Consider the following 14,537-nt stretch of genomic DNA (forward strand, 5'->3'; position numbering starts at 1 on the left):
GAGCTCGGCGAGTGAGGCCGGGCCTCGGCTGTTCGCAATAATGGCTTCGAGGCCTTTGCCCGCCAGCGCTTTCGCAAATGCGGACCCGATGGCGCCTGCTCCGATGATACCGATGGTGCTCATGACGATGCTCCTGGTGAAGGGGGATGAATCAAGTGGTAAAGCCGCCGTCCGTGCCGGCCAGGGGAGGGACAGGTGACGTTCACCCCCCCCCAAAGGCTGCATGAGTGCATATTGCCGCGTTAATTGCTCGACGATTAGCTGGTAATCGCTTGAATTATTTTCAAGCAATGCTTTAATATTCCCGCATGGAAACCCTCGCCAACCTCGAGTCGTTCGTGCGCAGCGCCGAGACGGGCAGCTTCTCCGCAGCCGCGCGGCGGCTCGCGCTGACGCCCGCCGCGGTCAGCCGGAACGTCGCGCTGCTCGAACGCAATCTGGGCGTGCGACTGTTCCAACGCTCGACGCGCAAGCTCACGCTGACCGAGGCGGGTGAGCGCTTTCTCGTGGAAATCGGCGGCAATCTGGATGCGCTGCAGGCAGCGATCGCGTCCGTCTCGAACGATCGTAGCGAGCCGGCTGGCGTGCTGAGAGTCAGCATGGCGCCGACCTTCGGCATCGCTTACGTGATGCCGCTGCTGCCAGCGTTCCTCGCACGCCATCCGCTGATTCGTCCGGATTGGCATTTCGAGAACCGGCCGGTCGACCTGATTGCAGAGGGATACGATGCAGCGCTGGGTGGCGGCTTCGATCTCGCACCGGGCGTCGTGTCGCGTGCATTGGCGCCAGCGCATCTCGTGGCGGTGGCGTCTCCGGCTTACCTGGCTGGCCGCGCGCCACCGACCGATCCCGGCGATCTTGCGAACCTCGACGGCATCGTGATGCGTTCGGGCCGCACCGGCCGCGTGCACCACCGGACGATGCGCGACACGATGGGCAGCGAGATGCCCGCGCGCCTCGGCGAGACCATCATGGTCAATGACCCGGCAGCGATGCGCGAGGCTGCGATTCTCGGACTGGGTGTTGCGCTGCTGGCGGTGTCGGACGTGCTGGCGTCGATCGAACGGGGCGAACTCGTGCGATTGCTCCCGCGCTGGTACGCGGACGCCGGGGCGATTTCGATCTATTACGCGACGCGAACGCTGCTGCCGGCGAAAACACGGGTGTTTGTCGATTTCGTTGTCGAGGCGTTCGAGCGGGAGCGGTTGGCTGAAAGGTTTGCGGGAGGCATGAAATGAGTCGCGCCGGGCAGGCAAACAGGCATCGTTTATCGGATTCCCACTTGCGCAACGGCCGCGAAATGACCGGCGCTGTTCCGGCAAAGGCGTTTGTTGGTCATGCAACAAACCAAGGCAACTTAGCTGAATGGCAGCGGGTTGATGCCGTTCTGCCAATGCAACATCGTAACTCGGCCATACGTTCTGGCAAACCATGGACGCTTGGCTATCTCTACAGCCGCGGCATACGGAATGCAGCATGCGTTCGGCCGCGCCCGGCCCACCAGTGGACAGGGCCCCAATCAATGGTTCCAGAGCGGAGGCCACAGCTTCCCGAGCGGCGAGGTCACGCTGCACGGCCCAAATTGTTACGCCTTTCCGATTCCCAGAACCGTATACCTATGTCTCTTGAGATTGAGCGCGCCGCAGGCACGGTGTGGATCCGTATCCAGACGGCCAGGCACGGCCTGAACCTGACCGACTTGCAGGCAGCCGGCTGCTTCGCCGACAGAAAATGACAGTATTGTCTATTACTCTTTGGGTTACTGTAGGAAGGGAAATTCTTCAGGCATTTATCAACAATATAATCATCGCTTGCTGAATGAGGGGAGCAGCCTGCGTCAGGTGGGGTAGATGCGAGGCATGTTCTCGGACAGCGATGGAACTATCGCCGAGGCGCTTGAAGGCGCTGGCGCGACAGGCGACGCTGCGCGAAAAGTGCTCGCTTTGATGAGCAGTAGTAAATGAACAGCCACACCCGTCGGGGGATGTCGATATATACGGTTTCCAACATTTTAGCCGGCCCCCTCATGCCAAGCCTCCGACGGGCCGCTAACACAACTGAATCTGCGGTTATGTTTCAAGCAACTCTGCGTTTGTCGCCGAGGCCATCGTCCGGAAAACAGGAGGTCGTGACGGTGGGTCCGGTTTACCGATTCGGCGCCCTGCGGCCGTCGAAATTCGCTCAACTTTGAACTCCCACGGCCATGGTGGCCCGTGCCGGGCCAAGTGACGTGGTGCGGTCGCACTTTTGGGCGACGGTATCTGTACCGCAGTGCAACTTGCATTCGCTGCGCCGTTGCCCTAGAAATAATTGAATATTTCCAAAAATATAGGCTGTTGTCATAGCCGCGTGGCCCCACCGGGGCTGCGGCCGCAAGCATGGCCCCCATGCCAACGACCACGGAGTGCCGGAGACCCGCGACGTGCATCGCGATCCGCTTTCCGCAGGAGGGGGCGACATGTCCATCACGCGCAGACAGTTCCTGAAGGCCACCGGCGGTGTGGCCGCCGGCATTGGCGTTTCGGGAAGCTTGTCCACCCCGGCGCAGGCCGCGCCAGCGCCCGCCGATCCGGGGCGGACGACTCTGCCGTTCAGCCCTAAGGTGGTCGCGCACCTCGGTCAACTGCGAGTCAATACCCCCGTCAGTTTCCTCTACCCGGACGCGTCGTCGCCCTGTGCCGTCATCAAGATGGGAATGCCGGTGCCCGGTGGGGTCGGCCCCGACCGCGACGTGGTGGCCTACAGCACGCTCTGTACGCACATGGGCTGCCCTGTCGCCTACGACGCCGGCGCCCGCACCTTCAAATGCCCCTGCCATTTCAGCATTTTCGATCCCGAGAAGAGCGGCCAGATGGTGTTGGGACAGGCAACCGAGAACCTGCCGATGGTCCAGCTCCAGTACAACGCCAGCGATGGCACGGTGAAAGCCGTCGGTATCGAGGGGCTGATTTACGGGCGTCAAGCCAACCTGCTGTGAAGGGGGCGTATTGCCATGGCAACCAACAAGGACCGGGTGGCGCTGCCGCCCGTGAATGCGCAGCGGACCGACCTGACCTGCCATTTCTGCATCGTCGGCTGCGGCTATCACGTCTACAAATGGCCGGAGAACATTGAGGGGGGCCGAGCGCCCGGCCAGAACGCGCTGGGGCTGGACTTTCGCAAGCAACTGCCTGCGCTGGCGGTGGTGATGACGCCGAACATGCAGAACACCATCACCGACCGGGACGGCCAGCGCCACAACATCCTCATCGTGCCCGACAAGCAATGCAGCGTGAACCAGGGCTTGTCGTCGACACGAGGGGGCCAGTTGGCCAAGGTGATGTACAACCCTGACGGCGTGGCCAGGGCCCGCTTGCGCAGCCCGCGCGTCTATATGGCCGACCAATGGGTCGATACCAGTTGGGATGACGCGCTGGCCCTCTACGCCGGCGTGACCAAGCGGATCCTGGATCGCGACGGGCCCGCCGCGCTGGCGTTCGATTGCTTTGATCACGGTGGTGCGGGCGGTGGCTTCGAGAATACCTGGGGCACTGGCAAGCTGATGTTCACGGCGCTCAAGACGCCTCTCGTCCGGATTCACAATCGGCCGGCCTACAACTCCGAATGCCATGCCACCCGCGAAATGGGCATCGGCGAGCTCAACAACAGCTATGAGGATGCCGAACTCGCCGATGTGATCATGGCGATCGGCTGCAACTCCTACGAGACCCAGACCAACTACTTCCTGGCGCACTGGCTACCGAACCTGCAGGGCCAGACCATGGACAAGCGCAAGGCCCGCTTCCCGGGCGAAAGCGTCGCCGCGGCCAAGGTGATCTTCGTGGACCCGCGCCGCACCACGACGATCGCGGTGGCGGAGCAGGCGGCCGGCAAGGACAACGTGCTGCACCTCGATATCGAGCCCGGCACCGACATTGCGCTGTTCGATGGGCTGCTGACCTATGTGGTGGACCAGGGTTGGCAAGACAAGGAATTTATCGCGGGCTATACCAAGGGGTTCGACGCAGCGCTGCGCGCGAACCGGCTGTCGCTGGAGGACACCAGTCGCATTACCGGCGTCCCAGTCGACAAGCTCAAGCGCGCGGCGGAGTGGGCCTACAAGCCAAAGGCGTCCGGCCACCGGCCGCATACGATGCATGCCTATGAAAAGGGCATCATCTGGGGCAACGACAACTACCTCATCCAGTCCGCGCTGGTGGACCTGGTCCTGGCCACGCACAACGTTGGCCGGCGCGGCACGGGCGTGGTGCGCATGGGCGGGCACCAGGAGGGTTACGCCAGGCCACCGTATCCTGGCAGCACGAAGATTTACGTGGACCAGGAGATCATCCACGGCAAGGGGCTGATGTACACGGCGTGGGGCGCCAATCCATTCCAGACCACGCTCAATGCGCAGGAGCACCGCGCCGTGATCCTGCGACGCACTGCGGTTGTGCGAGAGGCGATGGCACGCCAGCGCGGGGCCGCCGTGCCGCAGATGGCGGATGCGATCTACGACGCCGTGAAGAGCAAGGGCGGGCTGTTCCTGACCAACATCAATCTGTATCCCACCAGCCTGGCTGACGCCGCGCACCTGATGCTGCCGGCCGCCCATCCGGGCGAGATGCACCTGACCTCGATGAACGGCGAGCGTCGGATGCGCTTGTCGGACCGCTTCATGGATCCGCCGGGCACCGCGCGTCCGGACTGCCTGATCGCCGCCGATATCGCCAACACGCTCAAACGCCTGTACGAGGCCGAGGGCAACCGTGAGATGGCCGCGCGCTTTGCTGGCTTCGACTGGCGGACCGAAGAGGATGCCTTCAATGACGGCTTCCGCCAGGCGGGCCAACCCGGCGCCGTCCCGATCGACAGCCAGGGCGGCAAGACCGGCAATCTGGTCACATACGAGCGCCTGCGTGCGATGGGCAACAATGGCGTGCAACTGCCCACCAAGGCGTACCGCAACGGCCAGTTGGTCGGGACCGAAATGCTCTACACGGACGGCAAGTTCGATACGGCCGACGGCAAGGCCGAGTTCAAGCCGGCGACCTGGCCAGGGCTGCCGAAGCCTGTCGCGGAGCAGAAGGCCAAGTATCACTTCTGGATCAACAACGGCCGGGTCAACGAGGTGTGGCAGACGATGTACCACGACCAGTTCAACGAATTCGTGCGCGCGCGAGTACCGATGGCCTATCTCGAGATCCATCCAGAGGACGCGCGGGCGCTGGGCGTGACCTCAGGCGACGTGGTCGAAGTCTATAACGACTACGGCTCCACCTATGCCCTGGCTTACCTGGAGCCGGACATCAAACGCAACCAGACGTTCATGCAGTTCGGTCATTTCAACGGGGTCATGGGGAACGTGACCACGTCGTGGACGGATCGCAATGTTGTGCCGTACTACAAGGGCACCTGGGCGGACCTGCGCCGCGTTGGCAGCATGCAGGACTTCAAGGACTCCGTCAGCTTCAAGCGCCGACGGTTCGACCACGCCTAGCGCGAACCCGGCTGGCGGCGCGCGCCACGTCCTGCTCGTCCGGCCGCCACTCCGCAGTGGCCGGACCGAGCCCTATGCCGGCTGGCCGGCTCGCCCACCTTGCCGATCACGTCACGAATTTGACATCGACGGCGCCTACCGTCGAGTTGGAAAGCGCCTGGCCCGTGTTTGCCGTGCTTGCCTTTGATCCATAATTCCAATATTATGGAAATATGGAAGAAAACGATGTGGTCCGCTCTCTCGCCGCGCTGGCCCATGGCCTGCGCCTCCAGGTTTTCCGCCTGCTGGTGGTGGCCGGGCCGTCTGGTTTGACGCCCGGTGCGATCACCGAGCAGGTCGGGGTGCCCGGTGCGACGCTGTCCTTCCACCTGAAGGAATTGATGAATGCCCGTCTGATCACGCAAGAGCGTGAAGGGCGGCATCTGATCTATCGCGCCGCGTTTGAGCACATGAACGACCTGCTTGGCTTCCTGACAGCCAACTGCTGCCAAGGTGAGGCCTGTTTCGAGAATACCGCCGCCACCGTTTGTGCGTGTTAAAGGGGAATTCCAATGAAGCGCTTTCACGTCCACCTCAACGTCCAGGACCTCGGCAAGAGCATTGCCTTTTACTCGAAGCTGTTCGCGGCCGAGCCGACGCGGATCGAGAGCGACTACGCAAAGTGGATGCTAGAGGATCCGCGCGTGAACTTCGCCATCTCTACCCGTGGCGGCGAGCCTGGCGTGGATCACATGGGGTTCCAGACCGACAGCGCGGAAGAGCTGGTGGCGCTGAAAGACCGTGCGGAAGCTGCCGATATGGCGCTGCTTGATGAAGGGCAGACGACCTGCTGCTACGCACGTAGCGAGAAGCACTGGGTCACGGATCCCCAAGGCATCGCGTGGGAGCATTTCCACACGCTCGGGAACGTACCGGTGTTCGGTGAAAGCCGGCCTGCGGAACCCGCCAACGCAGACTCGGCATGTTGCGCGCCGCGCGCTCCGCAGGGCAAGCCGATCGGCATCGCGGTGAAATCCGGCTCGTCGTGCTGCTGAAGGCCAGCATGCGCGAAAAGACCTACAACGTGCTGTTCATCTGCACCGGGAATTCGGCGAGGTCCATTCTCTCCGAAGGGCTGATGAATCATCTGGGCAAGGGACGTTTCCGTGCCTACTCGGCTGGCAGCCACCCGACGGGTGTTGTGAGTCCCTTTGCGCTGGCGACCCTGCTGCGCTACGGGTTGCCGACGGAAACCTTCCGCAGCAAGAGCTGGGACGAGTTCTCCCAGGATGGCGCACCGCAACTCGATTTTGTCTTCACGGTCTGCGACAAGGCCGCCGGAGAAATGTGCCCGGTATGGCCCGGGCAGCCGACGACGGCCCATTGGGGCGTACCGGACCCAGCCGCATGCGAAGGGACCGAGGCGCAGAAGCAGCAGGCGATCCATGATGCCGCCATCACGCTGAAACGACGCATCGAACTGTTCCTGTCTCTACCCATACCTAAGCTCGATGCCGTGGCCCTTCAAAAGGCAGTACGCGATATCGGGCAAAGCTGACCATCACTGGCGGTTCCTATGACGACCAACGTTCTGATCCTCTGTACCCACAATTCGGCTCGCAGCGTGTTGAGCGAGGGCATGCTCAACCATCTGGCAAAGCAGCTTGACAGGGATGTCCGGGCCTATAGCGCCGGCAGCGCGCCGAGCGGCCGCATCAACCCGTTTGCGCTCGAGGCCCTGAGTCGGGCCGGCGTCGATGTGGACGGCTATCGCAGCAAGAGCTGGGACGAATTCGTCGGCGACGATGTCCCCAAGATGGACATCGTGATCACCGTCTGCGATAGCGCCGCGGCCGAGCAGTGCCCCTACTGGCCGGGCAGCCCGGTCAAGGTGCACTGGGGCTACGCCGACCCCTCCAACGCGCAAGGCGGGGACGAGGGCAAACGGCTCGCCTTTGAACTGACGAGGCAGGCGATCGGCTATCGCATGCTGCAGCTGCTGTTGCTGCCGATCGAAGAACTGAGCCATGCGGATTTGCAGGAAGCCCTGCAACGCATCTCGCAGAGCTGAACCATGACCACACACGAAGCAACGTCTTCTCGACACGTCTCAACGAAGCCGGCGATCGGGTTCTTTGAGCGTTACCTGACCATCTGGGTTGCGCTTTGCATCGTCGTCGGGATCGCGCTCGGCCAGTCCCTGCCGGGTGTTTTCCAGGCAATCGGTGGCATGGAGTACGCGCAGGTGAATCTCCCGGTCGGGATTCTCATCTGGGTGATGATCATTCCCATGCTGCTGAAGATCGATTTCGGCGCACTGGGCCAGGTAAAGTCCCACTGGCGGGGCATCGGTGTCACGCTATTCATCAATTGGGCAGTCAAGCCGTTCTCGATGGCGCTGCTCGGCTGGATCTTCATTCGACACTTCTTTGCGCCCATGCTTCCGGTCGAGCAACTGGATAGCTATATCGCCGGGCTGATCCTGCTGGCAGCGGCACCCTGCACGGCCATGGTGTTTGTGTGGAGCCAGCTCTGCAAGGGCGATCCGTATTTCACGCTCTCTCAGGTGGCGCTGAACGATGCCATCATGGTGGTGGCATTCGCTCCGGTGGTCGCGATGCTGCTTGGCTTGTCGTCCATCACCGTGCCGTGGGACACGCTGCTCACGTCGGTGGGCTTGTACATCGTGGTGCCGGTCCTGATATCACAGGTCCTGCGCAAGCTCCTGCTGAGCAAGGGCGTTGCGCACTTCCAGCGCGTTGCCCACAAAGTGGGGCCGTATTCCATCGCTGCGCTACTGCTGACCCTGATCCTGCTGTTTGCCTTCCAGGGCAAGGCGATCATCGACCAGCCGCTGGTGATCGCGCTGCTGGCCGTGCCGATCCTGATTCAGGTCTTCTTCAACTCGGGACTGGCCTATCTGCTGAACCGCAAGCTGGGGGTGGCCCACTGTGTCGCCGGCCCGTCCAGCCTGATCGGCGCGAGCAACTTCTTTGAGCTTGCCGTGGCTACGGCCATCAGCCTCTTCGGCTTCAAGTCTGGCGCCGCGCTGGCGACGGTGGTGGGTGTGCTGATCGAGGTGCCGGTGATGCTGCTGGTGGTCGGCATCGTCAATCGAACTCAGCAGTGGTACGAAGCGGGCGCGAAGGCCTGACTCAGGCACCACAATCGCGCTACGCGCGGCAACTTGCCGGGCGTGATTTCTGGTGCGCCATCATGCCTGGCGCGTTGTGCGAAAGCGCAACTTGTTTGGCTGTGGTGGCCAAGCTGATGACTTGGAGGTGAAAGTCCTCCACACCCTGTCCGAAACCGTTTATGACCGACATTACGATCTATCACAATCCGAAGTGCGGGACTTCGCGCAACACACTGGCCATGATCCGGAATTCCGGTGTCGAGCCGCGCGTCATCCATTACCTGGAAACACCGCCGAGCCGCGAAGAACTGGTGGCGTTGATTGCCGCCATGGGCACTCCCGTGCGCGAGGTGTTGCGGCGCAAAGGCACGCCATACGACGAACTGGGTCTCGACAACCCGAAGTGGAGCGATGACGAATTGGTCGACTTCATGCTGGCCCACCCGATCCTGATCAATCGTCCGATTGTCGCCACGCCATTGGGTACGCGCCTATGCCGCCCGTCCGAAGCGGTGCTGGATATTCTGCCGGACCGGCAGATGGGAGCGTTTTCGAAGGAAGACGGGGCACAGGTCATTGATGCGGAGGGCCGCCGTGTCTGATCTTCTTGCCGACCTGCCCCAGGTCAATGCGGATGTATTCCGCATCCCCGATGCCAGCCAACTGCGTCCAGCGGTTCCATCGACGCATGCCCCCAGGTTCTTGCTGCTTTACGGCTCTCTCCGTGCGCGCTCGTTTAGCCGCCTGCTGACCGAGGAAGCCGAACGGCTTCTCAAGGCAATGGGTGCGGAGGTGCGCATCTTTAATCCAAGTGGCCTGCCGCTTCCAGACGATGCCCCCGAGACCCACGCCAAGGTGGCCGAGCTCCGCGAGCTCGTGCTCTGGGCCGAAGGTATGGTGTGGTGCTCGCCGGAGCGGCATGGCGCGATGACGGGCATCATGAAGACGCAGATTGACTGGATTCCGCTATCGGTCGGTGCGGTGCGTCCGACGCAAGGTAAGACGCTGGCGGTAATGCAAGTCTCGGGCGGCTCGCAATCCTTCAATGCGGTGAACCAGATGCGCGTGCTGGGCCGCTGGATGCGCATGTTGACGATTCCGAACCAGTCTTCGGTAGCCAAGGCGTTTCTGGAATTCGATGAAGCGGGCCGGATGAAACCGTCCGCCTACTATGACCGGGTGGTGGATGTCCTGGAAGAACTGGTCAAGTTCACACTGTTGACACGCGACACTGCGGCATATCTGGTGGATCGGTACAGCGAGCGCAAGGAAAGCGCTGAGGAACTCTCCAAGCGCGTCAATCAGTCGAGCATTTGAGATTTCCAAGATGGGGGGCGGCGATGCCGGGTCTTATCCAGCCCCGGGACATACATTCCGACCGCGGTGGGCTCCGCGATGCGGAGCGCGCTGTCGCCAAGCGGCTACCGCAGCTACTCAGCTTGATCCGCCCCGATCTTGCGAGTCGCTGACGGAGATCTTTCGGAGGCTCCATCAGCAGGCCGGTATCGTCAACGGCAATGCAAGCGCGGCGCGTCGGGCCTTTGCAGTGATGCTCCACCGCCAGTGGCGATCGACCAGGCTACCCGAGAGTTCCGATCAGTCTTGCGTTAGATCCTCCTCGCTGACCGTCGTCAGCCTCGCCAGGCGCGGCCCCAGCCAGCGGCGCAGGTCATCCAGATAGGCGAACCCCACTGGCACACAGATCAGGCTCAGCAGCGTGGAGGTCGCCAGGCCACCGATGACGGTGACGGCCATCGGGATGCGAAAGCCCGAATCGGCGCCGAAGCCGATCGCGGCCGGGATCATGCCCGCCACCATGGCCACGGTCGTCATCACGATTGGTCGCGCCCGCGCGGCCCCGGCGGTCATCAGGGCACCATGCCGAGTCAGGCCTTCCTTCATGCCGTTGATAGTGAAATCGACCAGCAGGATGGCGTTCTTGGTGACAATGCCCATCAGCATCAGCATACCGATGATGGCTGGCAGGTCGAGCGAGGCGCCGATGAGCCACAACGCCGGGATCGCGCCGATCAGCGACAGCGGCAAGGTACAGAGGATGGTCAGAGGCTGCAGGAAGTCGCGGAACAGCAGCACCAGAATCGCGAACATCGCGAGGATGCCGGCGCTCATCGCCACGGCGAAGCTGCCGAACATCTCCTCCATGTACTCGGACTCGCCGTAGTCGATGCGCTGCACGCCAGCCGGCAACTCGCTGAACGTCGGCAGCGCCAGAATCGCATCCAGGGCCTGCCCCAGGGAGCCGGAGGACAGGTTCGCATCCACGGTGATACGCCGTTGCCGGTTATAACGCTCAATGCGCGATTCGCCCTCCGCGTACTGGATGTCCGCCACCGCGGCGAGTGGAACGGTGCTGTCTCCCGACAACGTGGGCAGACGCAGGGCGCGGAGCGCATCGAGGTCGGAGCGGGCGCTGTCGCTCAGGCGCACCCGCATCGGCAGCTGTCGGTCGGCCAGGAAATAGCGGGCGGACTGCGCGTCGATCTCCCCGGTGGTGGCGATACGCAGCGCATTGCCGATGGCGTCGGTATTCACCCCCAACCGTGCGGCGTCGGCAAGCCGCGGGCGAACCAGCAGTTCCGGGCGCGGTGGCGCCAGGCTGGACTGGACGTTGACCAGCTGTGGCAAGGCACGCATCTCGTCGGCAAGGCGTCGGGCGGCCTGGGACAGCGCTACCGGGTCGTGACTACCCAGCATCACCGACACTTCGCGCCCGCCACCGTCGGCGAGGAACTGGAAGTGCAGGTCCGGCAGTGCCGCCAAGGCGGGTTGCACATCCAGCTCGAACGCCTTGCGCGTCAACCGCCGTTCCTTGCTCGGCTTGAGGGCGATGGTGAAGGTGGCCTCGTTCAGGCTCGCCGCGGTGGTCAGCACATGGGTGACGTCCTCATGCGCGCTCAGCACGGCGGCAACGCGCCGTGCCACGCTTTCCGCCTCGCCCGGCGCGTTGCCGGCCGGCAGTTCGACCCGCAACAGCGACAGGCTGTTGTCGCTGACCGGCAGGAAGCCGTTCGGCAGCCGCTGCACCAGCACGACCGACAGCACGAACGGCAAGCAGACCAGCGCCAGGGTCAGTCCGCGGTGGCGCAGCGCCCACGCCAGCAGCCGCAGGTAGGCTCCCATCAACCGCCCCTGGGGCGGATCGCCTGCGGGCACCGGGACTTTCCCATGGGGGGCCGGGCGGAGGAAGTAAGCGGCCATCAGGGGCGTGAGCAGCCGGGCCACCAGCAACGAGGCCAGCACCGCGATGGCGGCAGTGAGCCCGAACTGGCGGAAGTACTGGCCGACCACGCCATCGATGAAGCTCACCGGCGCGAACACCGCGACAATGGTCAGGGTCGTTGCCAGTACCGCCAACGCGATGGCGTCTGCAGCATGCAACGCCGCCCGGTAGGGGCGTTCGCCCATATGGATATGTCGGTCGATGTTCTCGATCTCGACGATGGCATCGTCCACCAGGATGCCGATCACCAGGGGCAAGGCCAGCATGGTGATGCTGTTGAGCGTGAAGTCCAGCCACAGCATGGCCAGGAACACCGGGAGGATGGACAGCGGCAAGGCAACGGCGGAAATCAGGGTGGCGCGCCAGTCGCGCAGGAACAGGAACACCACCAGCACCGTCAGCAGCGCGCCCTCGATAAGCGTCTGCATGGCGGTGCTGAAACTGGCGCGCGTGTAGTCGACCGTCGAAGAGACTTCACGAATGCTGATATCCGGGTGCGAAGCTTGTAGCGTTGCCAGCCGCTGGGCTACTCGTTCGGCAACCTGTGTGTCGCTCGCACCCTTGCTGCGCCAGAGGGAAAAGCCCACCGTCGACGCGCCGTTGAAATGCGCAAAACCCTGAGCATCGCTCGCGCCATCACGAATGTGGGCCAGCTCACCCAGCGGCAGCCACTTTCCTCCGGACAGGGCGATCGGCATGACGCGCAGGGCTTCCAGAGACGCCTGACGGGCCGGCACGCGGATTACCTGGCGCTGGCTGGCTTCGTCTACATAGCCGCCTGGTGACTCCGTATGGGTACTGCGCAGCTGACTATTGAGCTCTTCGATGATCAGGCCGTGCTGCGCCAACATCGCGGGGTCTACCTCGATGCGCAGCTCACGCTCGGCGCCGCCAAAACGCGTAACGCGCTGTACGCCCGGTGTCGCCAGCAGCTCCCGACTGACGGTGTTATCGATGTACCAGGAGAGATCGAGCGGGGTGCGCGAAGCCGATGTCAGCACGTAGCTGAGCATCGCGCCACCCTCGATATCCACCCGCTGGATGACCGGTTCGAGGATGGTCTGCGGCAACGCGCCGCGGATCTGGCCAATGGCCGCCCGCACATCGTTGACCGCCCGATCGGGGTCGACGCCGAGCTGAAACTCGACACTGGTTTCGCTGATCGCAGCCCGGATGGTGGACTGCACGTGCCGCACACCCGGCAGGCCCGCCAGACCATCCTCGATGCGGCGGGTAATGGAGGACTCGATCTCGGTCGGTGCGGCACCGGTTTGCATGATCATCACGCTGACCAGTGGGAAGGTCACCGATGGGTTGGCGTTCACCGGCAGCCGCAAAAAGGCGGCGATGCCAGCCAGCGTCAGTACGCAGAACAGCACCAGCGTCGGAATGGGGCGCCGTATCGCCCACGCGGACAACCCCTGCTTCATGCCTCGGCACTCGCTGTAGCTACCGTCATCAATGGTTTCCACGGCAGCAGCCACGACTTGAACAGCCGACTCGTCAGCGAGATGCGCCGCACCGGGAGCGCGTTGGCGGTGGCGACATCCTGCGCCTGCACCGCCTCGCCGTCCTGCAGCAAGGTTGCCCCTGCAACCACGACGCGGCTGTTGGCGTCCAGGCCGGCGCGGATTTCCACCCAGCCGTTCTCTCTCATTCCGATCTGTACCGGCGTGTGTCGCGCGCGGCCGGCGTCCACCACGAAGACATAGGGCGCGGCATGCTCTCGCGTCTGATCAGCCCCGGCCCCGGCGTCATAGCGCAGTGCCCGGACGTCGAGCGCGAGTGCGTCGCGTTGCGCCAGCTCGATGCGCGCATTGCCGACGATGCCGGGACGTGCTGTGGGAGGAGGTGCCGTGTCCATGGTGACGCGCACCTGACCGTAGCCGGTGGCGGCGTCCACGCCGCTGCTGATCAACCGTACCTTGCCCGCCAGCGCACCCTCTCCGCCACTGGTGCTGACCTGCACCGGCATGCCGACGACCAGTGCCGGCAGCACCTGCTGCGGGATCTGTGCCTGGAATTCGGGCGGCAGATCACTGGCCAGCCGGAACAAAGTGCTCTGGGCGCCGACCATGGCGCCGACCTGGACAGTGCGCTGCGTGACGGTCCCGGCCACCGGTGCGCGGATCTCGGTGTGCGTCTGCCGCACCCGCTGCTCATCCCAGGCCGCCTGTGCCTGCTGCAATGCAGCTTGTGCGGACTGCATGGTCGCGCGCGCCGCCTCGTAATCCTGCCGGCTGACGGCGCCGGCCGGCAGCAGCCGTTGCGCACGCCGGTGCTGCTCGGTGGCCTGCGCGAGTTCTGCGCGGGCGCGCTTTACGGCATGCTCGGTCTGGCGCGCCTGGCTGTCCAGCACCGCGCGCTCGAGGCGCGCCAGCACCTGACCGCGTTTCACCGGCTCGCCGCTTTCGACCAGCACTTCGGCCACCCGAAGGCCGTCGAGCGGCGAACCGATAGCGACTTCCTCGCGCGCGATCCAGGCGCCGGCCACGGTCACCGTCGCGTGTAACGTTCGGTGGCTGGGCACGGCGGTACTGACGAGCTGCGCATTCTGCGTGACCGGCGTGGCGGGTGGCGCGTTGACGTCGCTGCGCAAGACCAGCCAGGCCAGGCCCAACGACGCGATCACCAGCATCGCGACCCATAGGCTTCGGCGAAGCGTCCGAGCGGAAAGTGTCCTTGGTGTGTACATCAATTCT

The 14,537-nt window shown here is 63.8% G+C and carries 14 protein-coding genes; 11 read left to right on the forward strand and 3 right to left on the reverse strand.

The features are described 5' to 3' along the window. Positions 1-225, reverse strand: a 225-nt coding sequence (locus tag P3W85_RS45350; RefSeq protein ID WP_346430284.1) for an NAD(P)-binding domain-containing protein, incomplete at its 3' end; no start/stop codon positions are given. Between the two features lie 83 nt (positions 226-308). On the opposite strand from P3W85_RS45350, the gene P3W85_RS23310 reads away from it, so the two are divergent. From P3W85_RS23310 to arsH, 11 genes are all read left to right on the forward strand, one after another. Continuing rightward, positions 309-1,238, forward strand: a complete 930-nt coding sequence (locus tag P3W85_RS23310) for a LysR family transcriptional regulator (RefSeq protein WP_276266515.1) — start codon at positions 309-311, stop codon at positions 1,236-1,238. Between the two features lie 621 nt (positions 1,239-1,859). Continuing rightward, on the forward strand, positions 1,860-1,964 hold the full coding sequence (locus P3W85_RS45590; RefSeq protein ID WP_430869601.1) for a hypothetical protein: 105 nt from the start codon (positions 1,860-1,862) through the stop codon (positions 1,962-1,964). Between the two features lie 494 nt (positions 1,965-2,458). Continuing rightward, on the forward strand, positions 2,459-2,977 hold the full coding sequence (locus P3W85_RS23315; RefSeq protein ID WP_276266516.1) for an arsenate reductase (azurin) small subunit: 519 nt from the start codon (positions 2,459-2,461) through the stop codon (positions 2,975-2,977). A gap of 15 nt (positions 2,978-2,992) precedes the next feature. After that, on the forward strand, positions 2,993-5,479 hold the full coding sequence (locus P3W85_RS23320) for an arsenate reductase (azurin) large subunit (RefSeq protein ID WP_276266517.1): 2,487 nt from the start codon (positions 2,993-2,995) through the stop codon (positions 5,477-5,479). Between the two features lie 212 nt (positions 5,480-5,691). Beyond that, on the forward strand, positions 5,692-6,018 hold the full coding sequence (locus P3W85_RS23325) for an ArsR/SmtB family transcription factor (protein ID WP_276266518.1): 327 nt from the start codon (positions 5,692-5,694) through the stop codon (positions 6,016-6,018). A 12-nt stretch (positions 6,019-6,030) separates the two neighbouring features. After that, positions 6,031-6,513 (forward strand): ArsI/CadI family heavy metal resistance metalloenzyme, encoded by a 483-nt coding sequence (locus tag P3W85_RS23330; protein ID WP_276266519.1) that lies wholly within the window; start codon positions 6,031-6,033, stop codon positions 6,511-6,513. A gap of 8 nt (positions 6,514-6,521) precedes the next feature. Further along, complete coding sequence (locus tag P3W85_RS23335; RefSeq protein WP_035813213.1) at positions 6,522-7,016, forward strand: arsenate reductase ArsC; 495 nt, start codon at positions 6,522-6,524, stop codon at positions 7,014-7,016. Positions 7,017-7,034: 18 nt separating this feature from the next. Continuing rightward, complete coding sequence (locus tag P3W85_RS23340; protein WP_276266520.1) at positions 7,035-7,529, forward strand: arsenate reductase ArsC; 495 nt, start codon at positions 7,035-7,037, stop codon at positions 7,527-7,529. A 3-nt stretch (positions 7,530-7,532) separates the two neighbouring features. Continuing rightward, positions 7,533-8,612: an ACR3 family arsenite efflux transporter gene (gene arsB, locus P3W85_RS23345; protein ID WP_276266521.1), complete on the forward strand. Its 1,080-nt coding sequence runs from the start codon at positions 7,533-7,535 to the stop codon at positions 8,610-8,612. Positions 8,613-8,773: 161 nt separating this feature from the next. After that, positions 8,774-9,196 (forward strand): arsenate reductase (glutaredoxin), encoded by a 423-nt coding sequence (arsC, locus tag P3W85_RS23350; protein WP_276266522.1) that lies wholly within the window; start codon positions 8,774-8,776, stop codon positions 9,194-9,196. Then, positions 9,189-9,911 (forward strand): arsenical resistance protein ArsH, encoded by a 723-nt coding sequence (gene arsH / locus P3W85_RS23355; protein ID WP_276266523.1) that lies wholly within the window; start codon positions 9,189-9,191, stop codon positions 9,909-9,911. The genes arsC and arsH overlap by 8 nt, the downstream gene beginning before the upstream one ends. Positions 9,912-10,190: 279 nt before the next feature. Here the strand turns inward: arsH and P3W85_RS23360 are convergent, their stop codons facing one another. Next, entirely contained in the window at positions 10,191-13,307 is a 3,117-nt protein-coding gene (locus tag P3W85_RS23360) for an efflux RND transporter permease subunit (protein ID WP_276266524.1), read from the reverse strand. Next, entirely contained in the window at positions 13,262-14,467 is a 1,206-nt protein-coding gene (locus P3W85_RS23365) for an efflux RND transporter periplasmic adaptor subunit (RefSeq protein WP_276266525.1), read from the reverse strand. The genes P3W85_RS23360 and P3W85_RS23365 overlap by 46 nt, the downstream gene beginning before the upstream one ends. Positions 14,468-14,537 lie beyond the last annotated feature (70 nt).

Source organism: Cupriavidus basilensis, assembly GCF_029335485.1.
GTDB lineage: Bacteria > Pseudomonadota > Gammaproteobacteria > Burkholderiales > Burkholderiaceae > Cupriavidus > Cupriavidus basilensis_E.